This is a genomic window from Ignavibacteriota bacterium, assembly GCA_016212665.1.
Taxonomy (GTDB): domain Bacteria; phylum Bacteroidota; class Ignavibacteria; order UBA10030; family SZUA-254; genus FW602-bin19.
In genome coordinates this window covers 1-14,535 of the sequence record JACREZ010000042.1, presented here as the reverse complement: position 1 = coordinate 14,535, position 14,535 = coordinate 1, and the positions used below count along the sequence as shown (strand labels likewise).

At 43.3% G+C, this 14,535-nt stretch carries 11 protein-coding genes; 1 reads left to right on the top strand and 10 read right to left on the bottom strand.

Annotated features, from left to right (window positions below; genetic code table 11):
• Positions 1 to 224 precede the first annotated feature (224 nt).
• Positions 225 to 3,188, top strand: a complete 2,964-nt coding sequence (locus HY960_14970; GenBank protein MBI5217055.1) for a hypothetical protein — start codon at positions 225 to 227, stop codon at positions 3,186 to 3,188.
• Positions 3,189 to 3,307: 119 nt separating this feature from the next.
• Here the strand turns inward: HY960_14970 and thiL are convergent, their stop codons facing one another.
• From thiL to HY960_14920, 10 genes are all read right to left on the bottom strand, one after another.
• Positions 3,308 to 4,360 (bottom strand): thiamine-phosphate kinase, encoded by a 1,053-nt coding sequence (gene thiL, locus HY960_14965; protein ID MBI5217054.1) that lies wholly within the window; start codon positions 4,358 to 4,360, stop codon positions 3,308 to 3,310.
• Positions 4,361 to 4,435: 75 nt separating this feature from the next.
• On the bottom strand, positions 4,436 to 5,014 hold the full coding sequence (locus HY960_14960; protein MBI5217053.1) for a TlpA family protein disulfide reductase: 579 nt from the start codon (positions 5,012 to 5,014) through the stop codon (positions 4,436 to 4,438).
• An 8-nt stretch (positions 5,015 to 5,022) separates the two neighbouring features.
• The gene (locus HY960_14955) at positions 5,023 to 5,850 is read right to left on the bottom strand and encodes a zf-HC2 domain-containing protein (GenBank protein ID MBI5217052.1); all 828 of its coding nucleotides are present in this window, start codon (positions 5,848 to 5,850) and stop codon (positions 5,023 to 5,025) included.
• A gap of 39 nt (positions 5,851 to 5,889) precedes the next feature.
• Positions 5,890 to 6,477 (bottom strand): sigma-70 family RNA polymerase sigma factor, encoded by a 588-nt coding sequence (locus tag HY960_14950; GenBank protein ID MBI5217051.1) that lies wholly within the window; start codon positions 6,475 to 6,477, stop codon positions 5,890 to 5,892.
• A 299-nt stretch (positions 6,478 to 6,776) separates the two neighbouring features.
• The gene (locus HY960_14945) at positions 6,777 to 7,850 is read right to left on the bottom strand and encodes an isoaspartyl peptidase/L-asparaginase (GenBank protein MBI5217050.1); all 1,074 of its coding nucleotides are present in this window, start codon (positions 7,848 to 7,850) and stop codon (positions 6,777 to 6,779) included.
• Positions 7,851 to 8,124: 274 nt separating this feature from the next.
• Complete coding sequence (locus HY960_14940; protein MBI5217049.1) at positions 8,125 to 8,820, bottom strand: hypothetical protein; 696 nt, start codon at positions 8,818 to 8,820, stop codon at positions 8,125 to 8,127.
• 14 nt (positions 8,821 to 8,834) lie between these two features.
• On the bottom strand, positions 8,835 to 10,865 hold the full coding sequence (locus tag HY960_14935; GenBank protein MBI5217048.1) for a hypothetical protein: 2,031 nt from the start codon (positions 10,863 to 10,865) through the stop codon (positions 8,835 to 8,837).
• A 7-nt stretch (positions 10,866 to 10,872) separates the two neighbouring features.
• Positions 10,873 to 11,793, bottom strand: coding sequence for a hypothetical protein (locus HY960_14930; protein MBI5217047.1), 921 nt, complete (start codon positions 11,791 to 11,793; stop codon positions 10,873 to 10,875).
• A gap of 72 nt (positions 11,794 to 11,865) precedes the next feature.
• The gene (locus HY960_14925; GenBank protein MBI5217046.1) at positions 11,866 to 12,828 is read right to left on the bottom strand and encodes a hypothetical protein; all 963 of its coding nucleotides are present in this window, start codon (positions 12,826 to 12,828) and stop codon (positions 11,866 to 11,868) included.
• A gap of 560 nt (positions 12,829 to 13,388) precedes the next feature.
• Positions 13,389 to 14,342 carry a fibronectin type III domain-containing protein gene (locus HY960_14920; protein ID MBI5217045.1) on the bottom strand — a complete coding sequence of 318 codons (954 nt, stop codon included), beginning with the start codon at positions 14,340 to 14,342 and terminating at the stop codon, positions 13,389 to 13,391.
• Positions 14,343 to 14,535 lie beyond the last annotated feature (193 nt).

Here is a 14,535-nt window from a genome sequence, read left to right as displayed (position 1 = left end):
TTCAATCGTTCTTGTTCGTTGTGAGTCATAATCAGAATTCCGTTCATGTGAATGTTCCTTCATTGGTGCAAATTCTCCAATGTCGGAAATACTGACATTTCTAAAGTGGCGAAACCCTGACATTTCTAAAGTGCTATTACAACCCGCATGTCAGCACTGATGGAGGAATTACATGGAGGCAAGCATATATTCTTCCTGCGGATGAACACCCGGCAGGCACATTAGTGGACAGCACAGATTATTACCGGACGAACGGCTTGGAAACAACCGTTTGTTATTGGATGACGTGGGTTGATTCATTGAACATGCTCGCTTCGTTTGCCGACCTGCTGATGAAAAAAAGCACCGATGGCGGCAACAGTTGGTCGTTTGATTATTCAGGATTATTTGCAAAAAAACATAATGACATCTCTATGATCGTCAAACATCCGGTTACAAATTATTACTATGCGGCAGTCGGCGATGTTGTCGGTTCGAACGGTGATTTTACCGACACGCGTTTGAAATTGGTTCCGGGAAGAATTTCCTACTCGACGAACAACGGACAAAACTGGAACATTCTTTATGATTTCAAGAAGACAGTTTCATGGCTTGCACTCGACCCGAACAATCTGAACAGAATGTATGCAACCATCAAAGATACACTCGGTGGAATTGGCGGAGTCTATGTTTGCAATAACATCATTGATTCTTCAATGTTCTGGCATCCGCTCTCTGCGCCTGCAAGAACACAGGGTCGCGCAAACTCCATTCATGTTCTTGACGACGGAACTCTCGTTTGCACATATTCGGCGCGGGATACGAACACCTACGATTTTTCAGCAAGTGCAGGTGTTTTTACCAGTACCGATGGCGGTTCGACTTGGATGGACAGCACAACATCCGGAATGATGTATTCAGTCCACAATCTTGAAATTGACCCGAACGATAATTCACAAAATACGTGGCTTGCATTTGTCACGGCAAACGGCGCCGGTCAACCGGGTGCGTATCGCACAACTAACAGAGGAGCAAACTGGACAAAAATATATTCCGGCAGTTCATACTCCTGTACATTCCATCCGGTCATCCCGAACGAAATGTATTTGTGCACGGAATCCAACGGACTTTTCTATGTCACCAACACAAATTCAAACTCCCCAAGTTTTGTTTCTCTCAGCGATTATCCTTTCAAAGGTCCCACCCGTGCTTTCTTCAACCCGTATGATTTGAATACTGTTTGGGTGATGAGCATGGGAAACGGAATGCGTTATGGCAATGCATACCATCAGGTTCATTCGATAACCGCCTCAGCGGGAACGAACGGAACAATTTCTCCCTCGGGGAAAGTGTTTGTCGGCGATGGCTTGAGCAAAGCATTTACGTTTTACCCGGATTCCGGATATCAACTCGATAGTGTTATTGTTGATGGCGTTACAGTTCCTTCTTCATCAAGTTATACATTTACTAATGTGACCGGAAATCATTCTCTTGTTGTTACATTCAAGCCGGCGGCATTTATCATAACAACATCAACAAATGGAAACGGAAGAATTTTCCCATCCGGAAATATTCCTGTGGATGCCGGAGAAACACATTCGTTTACCATCATCCCTTCACCTGATTTTATGATTGATTCGGTTATCGTTGATGGAGTAAACATGGGTTCTCTCTTTGATGTTTCATTTTCCAACATACAAGCAAGTCATTCGATTAATGCAATATTTAAGATAAGTAGTATTCAATCAGGCAACACAGCAAATCCCAATACACTTTCATCAACACAATGTATCAGAAATACAATCGACAGTTTAATGTATTCACCGGCAAAGCGCGTTATCAGCGGACAGTATCTGAATGTTGCTTTTCCAGCAAGCGCGGCGTTTGATTCGGAAGTGGTGAGTTTGTATAATCAAACAAACAAATGGGTTGGTTTGATAGGAATGAATTATCAAAAAACAGTTTCAGGATACCCGACGAATTTGTCGAGTGTGAATCAACCATTGATAGATTATTTTCATGCAGGAGGTCTTGTCGTAATCATGTGTCAGTTTAGCAATCCGTGGACAAACAATTTTTCTAATGACACAACACATCAAAGCCAACTTCTTGACCTGATTACACCCGGCACGCCTGTCTATGTCGAGTGGATACGAAGATTAGACAGTGTTGCAATCGGATTACGACAGTTACAGGATTCAGGAGTTACCGTGCTGTTTCGTCCCTTCCATGAAATGAACGCTACCTGGTTCTGGTGGGGTTCGACTGGCGCTACCACACCATCATCGGATGATTGGACTGCAATATGGATTCACATGTTCAATTATTTCACATACACAAAACAACTCAACAATCTTTTATGGGTATACTCACCGAGTGTCCGGGAATCTTACATCAATAGTTCATCGTTTAAAACTGAATTGTATTATTATCCGGGAAATAATAACGTGGATATCATCGGAGTAGATGCATATTCCGACACGCTCGATATTCCAAATTACAGTGCATTATTGGCTAAGGGAAAACCACTTGCGATTTCTGAATTTGGAATGAAGAGTAATCTTTCTACTCCTTTCAGTTATGATTATTCAACGCTCATTCATCAGATAAAAACAAAATATCCTGCTTTCCGCTACTGGATGTCGTGGAATGATTTCACAAACACTAATAATGTGCATAAATACTACAGCCTCAGAAGTCAGAACAGTACATCGTTACTCAACGACGATTGGGTAATTAACCGAAACGACATGAACCTTACGTGTGACCCTTCTGCAATCGTCAACATGAACATGACATATCAGAAGAATTGGAACATTGTTTCCTTTCCGCTTGATGGTAACGATTTCGGAACAAACGTTTTGTTTCCCTCCGCCTCTTCCGGTGCATTCATGTTTGCGAACGGATATGTTATGAAGGATACTTTAGAAAAAGGAATCGGATATTGGATAAAATTCGATTCAACAACTTCTCTTACTTTTTCGGGTACGCGACGGATGTCGGATACTGTTCTCGTAACTTCCGGTTGGAATTTAATCGGAATGATTTCTTCTCCGGTGGCAATTTCAACCATTACAACTGAACCACCGGGAATTATTTCTTCAAATTACTTTGGATATGACCTTGGCTATGTTGAAGCTCAAATACTCTATCCGGGAAAAGGATATTGGGTGAAATTCACTCAAGATGGAGTATTGATTTTCAAATAGGTGTATTGAGGTGCGGGTGTTTGAACAATTTGTAGGACAGTCATTACTGCTTGTTGTATTCAACAGAACAGAATACCTGTCCTACATCGTTCAAGTTAGTGAAATGACCGTCCTTTCACTTACCGAAAATGCTCAAACCCTCCGAACGGTAGCATCACCGACTCTCCGTTCTCTTTCACAAGTTCGATGCCTTCATGTTGGGAAACAATTTTCCCGACAACGGAAATATCATTCGTCAATGATTGTAGTTTTTCTAATTCATCTTCGCTTATGGAAAAGAGGAGTTCATAATCTTCACCGCCGAATAATGCATAATCAATTCCGCGCTCGGAAAATTCATCAGTGATGCTTTTTGTCTTTTCTAATAATGGAATTTTATGCTCGTACACTTTTCCACCCACCTTGCTTTCCTTGCAAATCCTATGAACTTCCGAAGCCAATCCATCGCTGATGTCTATCATGGAATGAACTTGAACATGTTCCATCAGAATCCGAGAAATATCAAGGCGGGGTTTCGGCATCAAATGCCTTTCTAAAACTTCAGTGTACAGAGCTAAGTTCGGTTGAAACGATTCAGCATTGCCCGCAGAAATAAAACGCTCTTTTTCGCGCTGAAGAATTTTCAATCCCGCATGTGCCGCGCCAAGAGTTCCTGTTACACAAAGCACATCGCCAACCTTCGCCCCATGACGATACGCTACTTTTTCTTTCTCTGCTTCCCCGATGAGAGTTACTGAAAGAAACATGTTTGCAACTGAGGCAACCGTATCTCCGCCAACCAGAATACATGAGTACTCTTTACAAGCAAATGCAATTCCCCGATACAGTTCTTCAACCATCTCGACAGAAATTTTCGATGGAAGCGCGAGAGAAATGACAGCGTACCGAGGAATTCCTCCCATCGCAGCAATATCGCTCAGGTTTGCCGCCATGAGTTTCCAGCCAAGGTGTTTGAAAGAAGTGTATGTCAAATCGAAATGCACTCCCTCAACAAATGCATCGGTTGTAATTAATTGAACGTTCCCTTCGGTGGGTTGATACACTGCTGTATCATCAGAAATTCCTTTGAGAAGTTGTTGCCGAAGTGAACTGTCTTCAAATTGACCTTCAACAATTGTACGGAGATGTTCAATGAGTGCGACTTCGCCGAGTGAAGAGATTGGAGTATTCATGTGGTGTTTTCTAAAATAAAATGGACTCTGTTTGCTCAGAGTCCATTTGAGATACTTTTACTATTGTTGATTCCGTTAACTGGAAATACCAAGCGCTTTGTTCAACGCATCTGCAAAAAACTCTTTCGAGCGAACGCCAACGAACGACTGGACGATTTTTCCGTTTTCGTCCACGATAAACGTCGTGGGAATTGCATTGATGTTCCCATATGCAGATTCAATGTCATCATTCGCGATTACTATTTGATACGAGATACCGGCTTTTTGAACGAACGTACGGACATCCTCCAGCACATCGCTACCGCGGTCGGTGGAAATTCCAATAAAACGAACGTTCCGGTCTCCGTACTCTTTGCTTAACGCAATCAAGTCGGGGAGTTCCATTTTACACGGACCGCACCACGTTGCCCAAAAGTTCACTAATGTCACTTTTCCTTTGAATGAATCAAAGTTCGTTGCTTGACCGTTTGCATCGGTGAACGAAAAATTCGGAACCATACCTTCCCGTAATTGTACGTTCTCAATTTCGGAAACATTCTGTGAGACGGAAGTGGAATTGGATTGTTGTGTGTTTGCCTGTTCCTTTTCTTTCTTCGAACAACCCGTGACAACGAGGAATAAAAAGACCAAAATAAAAATGGAAATATATTTCATTGCGTACCTTATTTACTTTCTGTGATGTAATTTAATAAATCTTCTTTATCAATATCTGCCATTGTGCAACAAACGGTAGAATCAACAATCCGAACGATGAGTGTACAATCGGAAGAATGGTGGCGAACATACATTCCCGTCCTTAGCAATTCTTCCTTGATTTCTTCCGGAAGAAACAATCCCTTCCCTTCCAGCACATCCTGCAATCTGGCTTGAAAAATATAAATTGGCTCGCTTCCGTATTCATACAAGACATGAGCAACCTGAGCATCGTTGTAGTTCGAGAAGATTCCGCCTACTAAACGACACCGTTTCATGTCGGGAACGCTGACTTTGAAGTCTGCCTTCTGCGCGAAAAACTGCTCGACATCGAACTTATCGCCTGATGAGATTTGAGGAAGCAATGAACCCGCCAACATCTTATCAAAATTATTGTATGTTTGATGGATGATGTCTGCATCGCTCGGCGCTGCGTGGGAATGATGCACTTTTGATTGCGGATAGAAAACCATGAGGAGAATTATTGCAAGCGCACCGCTAAATACAGCAACCGGTTTCCATGATATTCGAAATGGATTCAATGAGAACCATGAACCGCGTACAGGCTGAGGAGATTCTTGCCTGAGTTGAGAGAAAATTCGTTCACGAATATGCGGAGGGGTTGCAATCCGGTGAAGACGTTGCCGTACAATTCGTTTTGCCATACTGTGCAATTCAAATTCGTTGCGACAGTGCGTACAGTGTTCGAGGTGTTGTTCGATGGATGATTGTTCGTCAGCCCGTAGTTCACCATCCAGAACTGCGGGAATCAGTTCAGAAACATTTTTACAATTCACGAGAAGTTAACCTTTTATCAAAAATCCGATATTAATTCCTTAATGTTGAGTAACGTAGCCGCGCTGTTTCGCGTATTCATACAATTGAGTTTGTAACATCTTACGCGCTCTATGTAACCGTGAGCGAACCGTTCCAATCGGGCAATCAACAAACTCGGCAATTTCTTCATACGGCAGACCTTCAATATCACAGAGAATAATCACCGTACGAAAATCTTCAGGCAAGGATTCCAAAGCAGAAGTTACTTCGTCATCAAGCAAACCGCCGAATATTTGTTGCTGTAAGTCGTTTGGGTCGGTTGACTCAGCGCGGATTTCGTTGTAGAAATTTTGAATTTCTTCGTAATCAACCTTGTCCGGTTCACGTTTATCTTTCCGGTACATGTTGATGTACGAATTTTTCATAATCTTGAACAACCATGCTTTCAGGTTAGTTCCCTTCTCAAACTTATCCCAAAAACGATACGCCTTCAGGAATGTTTCTTGAAGAAGGTCATCGGCTTCATCCCGGTCTCCGGTCATCCAATGAGCATAATTATAGAGTAAATTCATGTGGGGCGCGGCATCACGCTCGAACTCGATGTGACGTGAACGAGTACCGGCATCTAAGGCTGGGGCTGCTTGCATGGTAATGGAATACTGTTTAAATGAAAAATCAGTGAGATTTTCAGACAAAAAGTAGAAAAGATGTTATAAGCAGATGTCCTGTAGTTTTTTTTCAGTAATTCCGGGTAAATAATACAAAATGTTTTTCAGAGAAGCAACATTTCCCGTTACTTCACTAATACGATTTTCCTGTCGAACTTGTTGCTGTTTGTCATCAGTCGGACAAAATAAACCCTGTTTGCATGATTTGATGCATCAAACATGGAAAAATAAAAGTCCCGCAACGAGCAGGACTTTGAATGACGGGATTTGGTTTCGCATTACTTGTCATCGCGTTTATGAAGAAACGCACATTCCATTTTTCTCACTTCCGCTCCATCGTGAATAAGATATGTTCCCCCCTCCCACATATTTGCTCCGCCGTATTCTCCATCTTTGTTGATTGCATAAAACGTAACACTATGTTTGAATCTTCCCTTTTCATCTAACAATCGTTTTTCTTTACAACGATGTTGAACTCTCTCACACGCCATAAGACATGCCTGTTCGGGAGATTTCCCTTGTCGCATCCATTCGACAATCATTGCCGAACTGAGATTGAGAAGATTTGCTTCGCCACGTCCGGTCGAGCCGGCGCTTCCGACTTCATTATCGCAAAACAAACCCGCTCCGATAATAGGCGAATCACCCACCCGACCGGGAATCTTGAATGCAAGTCCGCTTGTCGTCGTGCAACAGGAAAGATTGCTGTGCAAATCAATCGCGCTGATGTGAATGGTTCCGTATGTGCGTCTGTATTTGGAAATGATTTCTCCAATATCTGTATCTTCAATCGTGTGTGGCGGAAGCCAGTCATCTTCTTTGCTGAGATTTTCTTTCCACTTCAACCAAGCCTCGCGCGCTTTCTCGGTGAGCAAATTTTCTTCCTGAAACCCATGTGCCTTTGCAAACCTCAACGCGCCTTCTCCGACAAGCAGAACATGGTCAGTTCGTTCTAACACTAACTTTGCAACTTTGGATGGATTCTTGATATTCCGGATTGACGCAACTGAACCGCCGCGGAAACTTGGTCCATGCCAAACGGCGGCGTCAAGTTCAACCACTCCATCTTCATTGGGCAAACCACCGTACCCGACGCTCATATCGTTGGGGTCATCCTCGACAATATTTACTCCGGCTACGATTGCATCTAAAGCATCGCTCCCCTTTTTGATGAGTTCCATTGTTTTGTCAAGCGCTTTCGTTCCGTTCCCGCTTGAAATTGCAATCGGTTTGAACGCCTTGCCTTTCGTTTGCACCGTTGCAATTGCAGGTGAAAGAACCGGTGATGCCAATGCAGCAACGCCGGCAATTGCTGTGGTTTTAAGAAAGTCGCGACGATTAAAATTGTTCATTGTTATCCTTTATTGATTTATTTACGGCTCAAATGTAACCAGAAGATTGGGGAAAATCAATTTTATTGATTCGCCTCCGATTTTCATTACCATGATTCATACTTCCACACTTCAACTACGAACAAATGGTTCCAGCGATGTCATTGATTTGACTTCTAAAGTTGAAACCGCGCTTTCGGCTTCAGGAGAGAGAGGGTGCGACTCACTTTTCTTTTAAAGAGCAGAACTTAGTCAAAAGTTGTTTGGATCATTTAGAGAAGTGAGTCGCACCTGCTCAACCATCAAGTTGTTTTTTTAACTGTTCGATTTTTTGTTCGAGTTGAGTTCGTTGCTGAGGAAGTAATGCCTCGTTCAGCAAAGAACGATATTCGGTAAGAGCATCCCGTTTCAGATTCATATTCTCGAACGCGCGCGCAACCAACATTCGTGTTTCGAATTGCTTAACTAACGCAGGATACAATCGGTACACTTGCTTGGTTTTCAATACTCCGGTTTCATCGTACCCGTTTTCGAACAACACCTTTGTACCGTTTAACTGAAGAACTCCAATCTCGCCATTGGTTGAAAGTTTTTCTGTCATTCCTTTGGAACTGCCGTGAACGGTCGTGGTTTGCGGGATGTTAATTTTCTGTTCCTTCTCCGGAAGCGAAATCGAACGGACCTGTTCCATTGCAAGTTTCAACAAGAACTCGTCCTGAGATAAATCCCGTAAATCCGAAACATCAACAATCACCTGTTCCGGGACAACAATCTTCTTCCCATCTTCCAAAATAATTGTCGCTGATGAATGTTTTTCCAATTTCATCGAGTCATCCGGTTTCAGCACATCGCCAACGGCAACATTCTGCCATTCTTCCGCCGCTCCATGACGAACGAAGACTTCGCCCTTCAAGGCAGTGACTTTAAACTGTGCAGTCAAACCTGCTGTCAGTATCAAACAAAATAATGTTAAAGAAATTAACTGTCTCATTGTTCTACCTTTCTTTATTCTACAATCTGTACATCAACTACGCGAACCCAGCCTTTCACTAAACCGGCATTGAGTTCCGCTTCCTGAAAATATGCTTCGGCGCCGATACGCCACGCCTCATCAAATCCTTTTCGAATTACCGTCGTCTCCACCGGAACCCAGACAGTTTCATTTCCCGATTCATTCTTTCGCACAACAAACCGTTTCGGGTTCTCGCTGATGAGTTGCGATGATGACGGTTCGATTCCCGTATCAAACATCAAATAAATATGAGATTCATTCGGATTCTCCGGCGGAACGACATCAACAAATGCCGTTGCAATTCCGATGTTCGAGAGCAATGTTGCATACGCAACTGTCATGTCATCGCAATCACCGCCGTGCAATGTCAACGTTTCAGAGGGATACTGCACATAATCCTGTGAGAGTTTCGGGTCGTTTACATAAACAAGTTTTGTTGCAAATTCATTGAACAACAATTTCGCTTTGACAAACAATTGCAGTTGTTGTTGGATTGAATCTAAATACGAATCCGCCTGACTGAGGACATTTCGTGTCAGCCGATGAATTGCCGGGTCGCCAGGCGTGATAAAATAATTGAGCATCGTTACATCGCCATTCCACTCATTGCGTCCATGAACAAGCACACGCGCCTGATAACTATCGTCGTAGTCCTGAACAGGCGAGGCGGAGACAAACACTTCTCCGTCGAGCACCGCCAACGAACTGATTGCATTCACCGCTTCACTGAAAACAGCATAGAACGGAATTTCCAGCAACTCATTTGGTGCGATGGTTTGCGGCGATGTCACCGTCGGTGAATCCATCAACCGCTCAACATAAAAGCTCACTTTCGCATTGACCGGATTAGAGGAAATATTTCGCACCCGCGCTTTTCCAATCGGTCGGAATGCATGAACGGACGACGACGAAGGAAACACATCGCTCATCATTTCAACATATTCGATACGAGCAAGTTGCTCGTGCGTTCTTCCCAAATCAACAGTCAGACTAAGAGAAATTCTGTCGCTTGTGTATGGATTGAACTCGATGTTCTCAATTCCTGATTCTTCAAATTGATTGATGTCCACTGTTCCCTGCCTGTTTGATTGGTCGGTGAACCTGAGATAACTTATATCAGCCCGGACAAATTGATACGAACCGCCTATCCCGAAAGCGAACGCTTCCGAACTAAACGAGTGTTCGTTGTTGAAATACATTCCGCCTCGTAGTTGCAAAAACTCCGCAAGCGTCCACTCGCCGCCGATTCGTACGCGCTTCTTCGTGTCAGCATCAACACCGAATTTCACTCTTCGGATTCCTGTGTAGCCGATTCCTGCCTGAAGCGCCTTGTCGGTTTTCAATTTGTATTGTTCCGCTTCTGTTGGAAGTTGTGTTTCGGTCAAGTGAAAAAGATTCTTCGCCGTGAGTCCGAGTTTCCATGAAGGCAGAATATTCCACAACATTCCGAAATCCACATCCCACGCGTTCCCTTCATAGTTCAAGACATCAGACCGGATAACCGAATTCGTATCAACGGAATATTTCGTGTCGGTAATTTTTGTTTCGAGAAAGCGGGCAGAAAATCCGAGTGCAAGTTCCTCATTCAATCGTACAGCATATCCCAAACTATATCGCTCTGTATAGTTGATTGTTTTATCATACGTGCTAACGACCGGGTTGGATGAATCCTGAATGACGAAGGTTGAAGGAACGACAAACTCCAATACATTTCCGGGAGTCAGTTGCATCGCCGCGGCATGGTCATTGAGAAATCGTTTTCCCGCCGCAACCTGATGAAGACTAACGGAACTTGATGAACCATAAAGCGGTGCAAAATACGATGCTTCGATTTGCCAATCTCTCAGCGAAACAAGTCCGGCAGGATTCCAATCGAGCGAGCCGATGCCTTCTGCAAAAGCAGAATAGCCGGCGATGCTTGTTGCTCGTGCCGACTTGAGTGATTGTGAACTTGTGGTTAATGAATACATCATGAGGATGCTCGCTAATGCCCACAAGGTGCGGCTTGGTGGCGAATATTTCATTGCGCAGTTATCGCTTCACATTATACACGATATGATGAACATACGAAGCATTGACCAACACTTTTGTCGGATAGCCGGAAATCGTTGTCGTCGTGTTCTTCTCAACAAGGAATGAAAAGAGAAACGCATCGTGTGCGCGGGGAAGCGATTGCAACATCGCCGTTGGTATAATGATGCCTTGCCCTCGCTTTGCCACTTTGAATTTCAGAATCGGTTTGGAATCGAGGTCTCGTGGGTGCGATGGCTTACGACGGATAAAGACGGTGACAAATTCCACATCACCGGAAATCTTCACCATTAAATTTTTCGTGAGCGAAACGACTTCACCGGATAAAGGCGCTTCGACATTTATTACCGGAGTTGATTTGAGTGTGAACGAAAAAGGAGAAATATTCCCAACACCGCTTGCCGTCCATGTATAATTTTTGTTCGATTCATATTCAAACCCGCGTCCGCCCACACCGTCTCTATTGTAGAGTATATATTGCGGACCAACGAGCGTATCTCGAAGCGGAATTGATGAAAGCAGGAATCGCCTCCATGGCTTGAACAAGGTCAAATCATTAATTCTCATTTCACCTACATCAATCGTATGATAGCCAATCGTATCGCCGTTTCTTATCAAAGGCTGTGTTTGGTTGAAGAAAATCGCTTGTGCAATAGAAGCGGTATGATGTTCCGTTCCGGCATCGAATCGTGCGCCACCGATAATGATTTGTCCGTATGCTCGACCGCTCAACGTCGCGAAGTAACCGCCGGAGTCAATCTCTGAATTGTTCGGATTCAATACTTCATCTTTGCTTGATGTCGTATCAATCTCAATTGCTTGCGGCGGAGTTGATTCATCAACCAATTCGATTGGTCCCGGCTTTTCACACCCGGTGAACAGAATCAAACAGATTGTTAATATTGAAAGAAGATTTTTCATGTTCTTATAAAGAATGGAAAGTCCCCTGCCCTCTCCCACTATTAGAGAGGACAGGGAACTTGGAACAATCAATTAATTACCGTTTCCTCTTCGTACATCATACGGGAAACCCCAAAGTCCGCTTGAGACCGGCATTGCATCATCATTGAGCGAACCCCACGAGTGAACATCAAGCACGACATTGTATCTGCCGATGAATCTGCCGAAGGGAAGATGCGCACGAAACGTTCGTTCATACACCCGTTCGACTCCACCTGCAGTAGGTGTTTCGCTCACCATTCTCATCCGGGCACGGTCGTGTCCTCTGTCTCCGAACCATCGGAACGCAACTGCTTCGGAAGAATCATCCGAACTGACAACGGTTAATCGTACTGTCATCGTATCGCCATGACGGACGACCGGAACGCGGTCACGGTTTGCACCGAGTTTCAGCCACGTGTGTAAAGGATTCGTGATTGTATAAGTATCCGCAGGTGCGATCACCTCGAGTTTTTCAATATCAAACTTGTTTAATGAATCGGGAACTATTCCGCCTGCTACTAACGAAATTGCAATGGGTTTCCAATTCCGTCTTGGATTATCCGTAGATGCGACACGGATAAATTTTACTCTTCGCTGAACGCGTTCGCTGAAGGGCTTACGGATAATAGTATCCGCATGATGGGCAGTATCTTCATACGATGCCGCAATCACTAAATGTCCCCGAAAAACTTTTGTCATGGTTGCAACCGCTACTGAATCTCCTTCACGAAAAACTGTAACATCGCGATCAACCGAGTTTACACGACGTCCCCATTTAAAGACTTTGACCGGGATTGTTGTTTTGCTGAAGCCGTACTTTTCCCATTCCATTTCGTCCGGGTCACTGATAGTGGCTTCATCCGATTCGGAAAATTCCGCAACGGAATCAACGGAGGTTAACATTTCTTCGATTGCCTGAGCATCGGTTGTTGGCGGAGTTACCGCATCGTCCTTCGAGCAACCCACAAGCGCTACAAACAGAGCGAACAACACGAGAAGATGAAGATGTTTCATAAGAGTATTCCTTATAATTATTGATGAAATATAAAACTTTTATTAATAACCACCCCGGTACTCTTCCACACGCCCGCACGCGATTGGTTAATTAAGTAAGTACCGGGGCAGCGTTATGGCTGTTCTAATTACAACCACCGTGCCAGCCGGTTTGAATTGATGAAACAGTTGAATCCTGTTTACTATTGAAGATTTGTAAAAAACTCACGCAATGTGAACTGCGGGAAAACGATGGAAGGAATGCGGGAAGATTGAATTTCAGGCGGAAATCAGAGGAATCTGCTCATCGGTTGGCATTGAGTGTGGGAGGATGTACTGCTGAACAGAAGATCGAGGAGAGAAGAATATATGTTATGCTCGAAGGCATTTTCCGTATTTCATTTTCAAATATTTGTATCTCCATCGGTTCATAATGAGCGTGTTGCCGAATGGTCATTGCGAGCACAGCGAAGCAATCTCACTATTGAAAGTAGAACGAAATGCGGGATTGCTTCGTCGCTTCGCTCCTCGCAAAGACACTTTTCGGTATTCGGCAACACGCTCATAATGTACTTGTAACGTTACCGACGCGGAGCGTCAGGCTTACCGTTCCAACGCCTGATAATTGACCGGAACGCGGGAACCGGAGGAATATGAATTCCCCGTGTTGTTGTATTGTTTTTATCTAACACTATCTGTCCTGCTACGTCGCTTTTTGTCCAGTATGCTTTCCCGGGTTGTATTGTATCGCTGACTGTGTAACCATTATGATATCCGAAGAATGGTGATAGTTGCATGTTTGATGGATTTGTTGATATGTTGCTTCTTGCTATCGGCGTACTGATACTTCCTATCATGTTCCATCCCTCAATTACCTCTAACGTATCGTTGTTAATTTGAAATCCGGTAATCAATACAGTTTGGTTTCCAGAAAATTTCAACCAGTATCCGATTCCATTTTTTAAGCTCTCCTGTGCGATGTATCCTCCATCGTACTGGAATGCCTGAGATGTTGATGTCGGATATATTGAATCTTTCAATGTATTGACCAATTCCATGGGAACAGAAATCATATTCCAGTTATCATTCAATGTTACTTCTAATGTCTGAGTTTCACCGGTCGTAAAATTTTCAATATTTGACCAATCACTGCTTCCCGCAGTATTCTTTGCACGAACCCGTGCAAAATATTTTTTGCCCTTCTCTAAATTTACTGTGTCTATGATTGTTGTTAGTGTTGAATCATCAATTGCTAGTGTTGTGAATAGTGAATCTCCGATTTGTAATACATAATTATCGGTTCCAAAAACATTATTCCACGATAGAATTACATTCTGAGGAAGATTAGTATCGCGAACTAATATTGAAAAATTTGATGGAGTGTTAGGTGTTATTGGTGTTTCGTATTCTATAATGTTTCCTAAATGTAAATCTTGTTCTCCACGTAACTTTGCTAATTTAAAATTTTCAGCAATCCAAGTTTGACTATTATCGACCAAAACCCAATCGGGCATTGCGGCAATATTAGTATTCATATTACTAAGATAAGAATTTACAGAACTTTTAACAAGTGCTCTGCCAATTTCGTGTGTAATAGCACTTTAGAAATGTCAGGGTTTCGCCACTTTAGAAATGTCAGTATTTCCGACATTGGAGAATTTGCACCAATGAAGGAACATTCACATGAACGGAATTCTGATTATGACTCACAACGAACAAGAACGATTG

Excerpts from the sequence above, each read along its gene's own strand:
- HY960_14945 (MBI5217050.1), bottom strand. The coding sequence starts at position 7,850 with ATGAACAATTTTAATCGTCGCGACTTTCTTAAAACCACAGCAATTGCC.
- HY960_14920 (MBI5217045.1), bottom strand. The coding sequence starts at position 14,342 with ATGAATACTAATATTGCCGCAATGCCCGATTGGGTTTTGGTCGATAAT.
- HY960_14960 (MBI5217053.1), bottom strand. The coding sequence starts at position 5,014 with ATGAAATATATTTCCATTTTTATTTTGGTCTTTTTATTCCTCGTTGTC.
- HY960_14925 (MBI5217046.1), bottom strand. The coding sequence starts at position 12,828 with ATGAAACATCTTCATCTTCTCGTGTTGTTCGCTCTGTTTGTAGCGCTT.
- thiL (MBI5217054.1), bottom strand. The coding sequence starts at position 4,360 with ATGAATACTCCAATCTCTTCACTCGGCGAAGTCGCACTCATTGAACAT.
- HY960_14950 (MBI5217051.1), bottom strand. The coding sequence starts at position 6,477 with ATGCAAGCAGCCCCAGCCTTAGATGCCGGTACTCGTTCACGTCACATC.
- HY960_14940 (MBI5217049.1), bottom strand. The coding sequence starts at position 8,820 with ATGAGACAGTTAATTTCTTTAACATTATTTTGTTTGATACTGACAGCA.
- HY960_14935 (MBI5217048.1), bottom strand. The coding sequence starts at position 10,865 with ATGAAATATTCGCCACCAAGCCGCACCTTGTGGGCATTAGCGAGCATC.
- HY960_14930 (MBI5217047.1), bottom strand. The coding sequence starts at position 11,793 with ATGAAAAATCTTCTTTCAATATTAACAATCTGTTTGATTCTGTTCACC.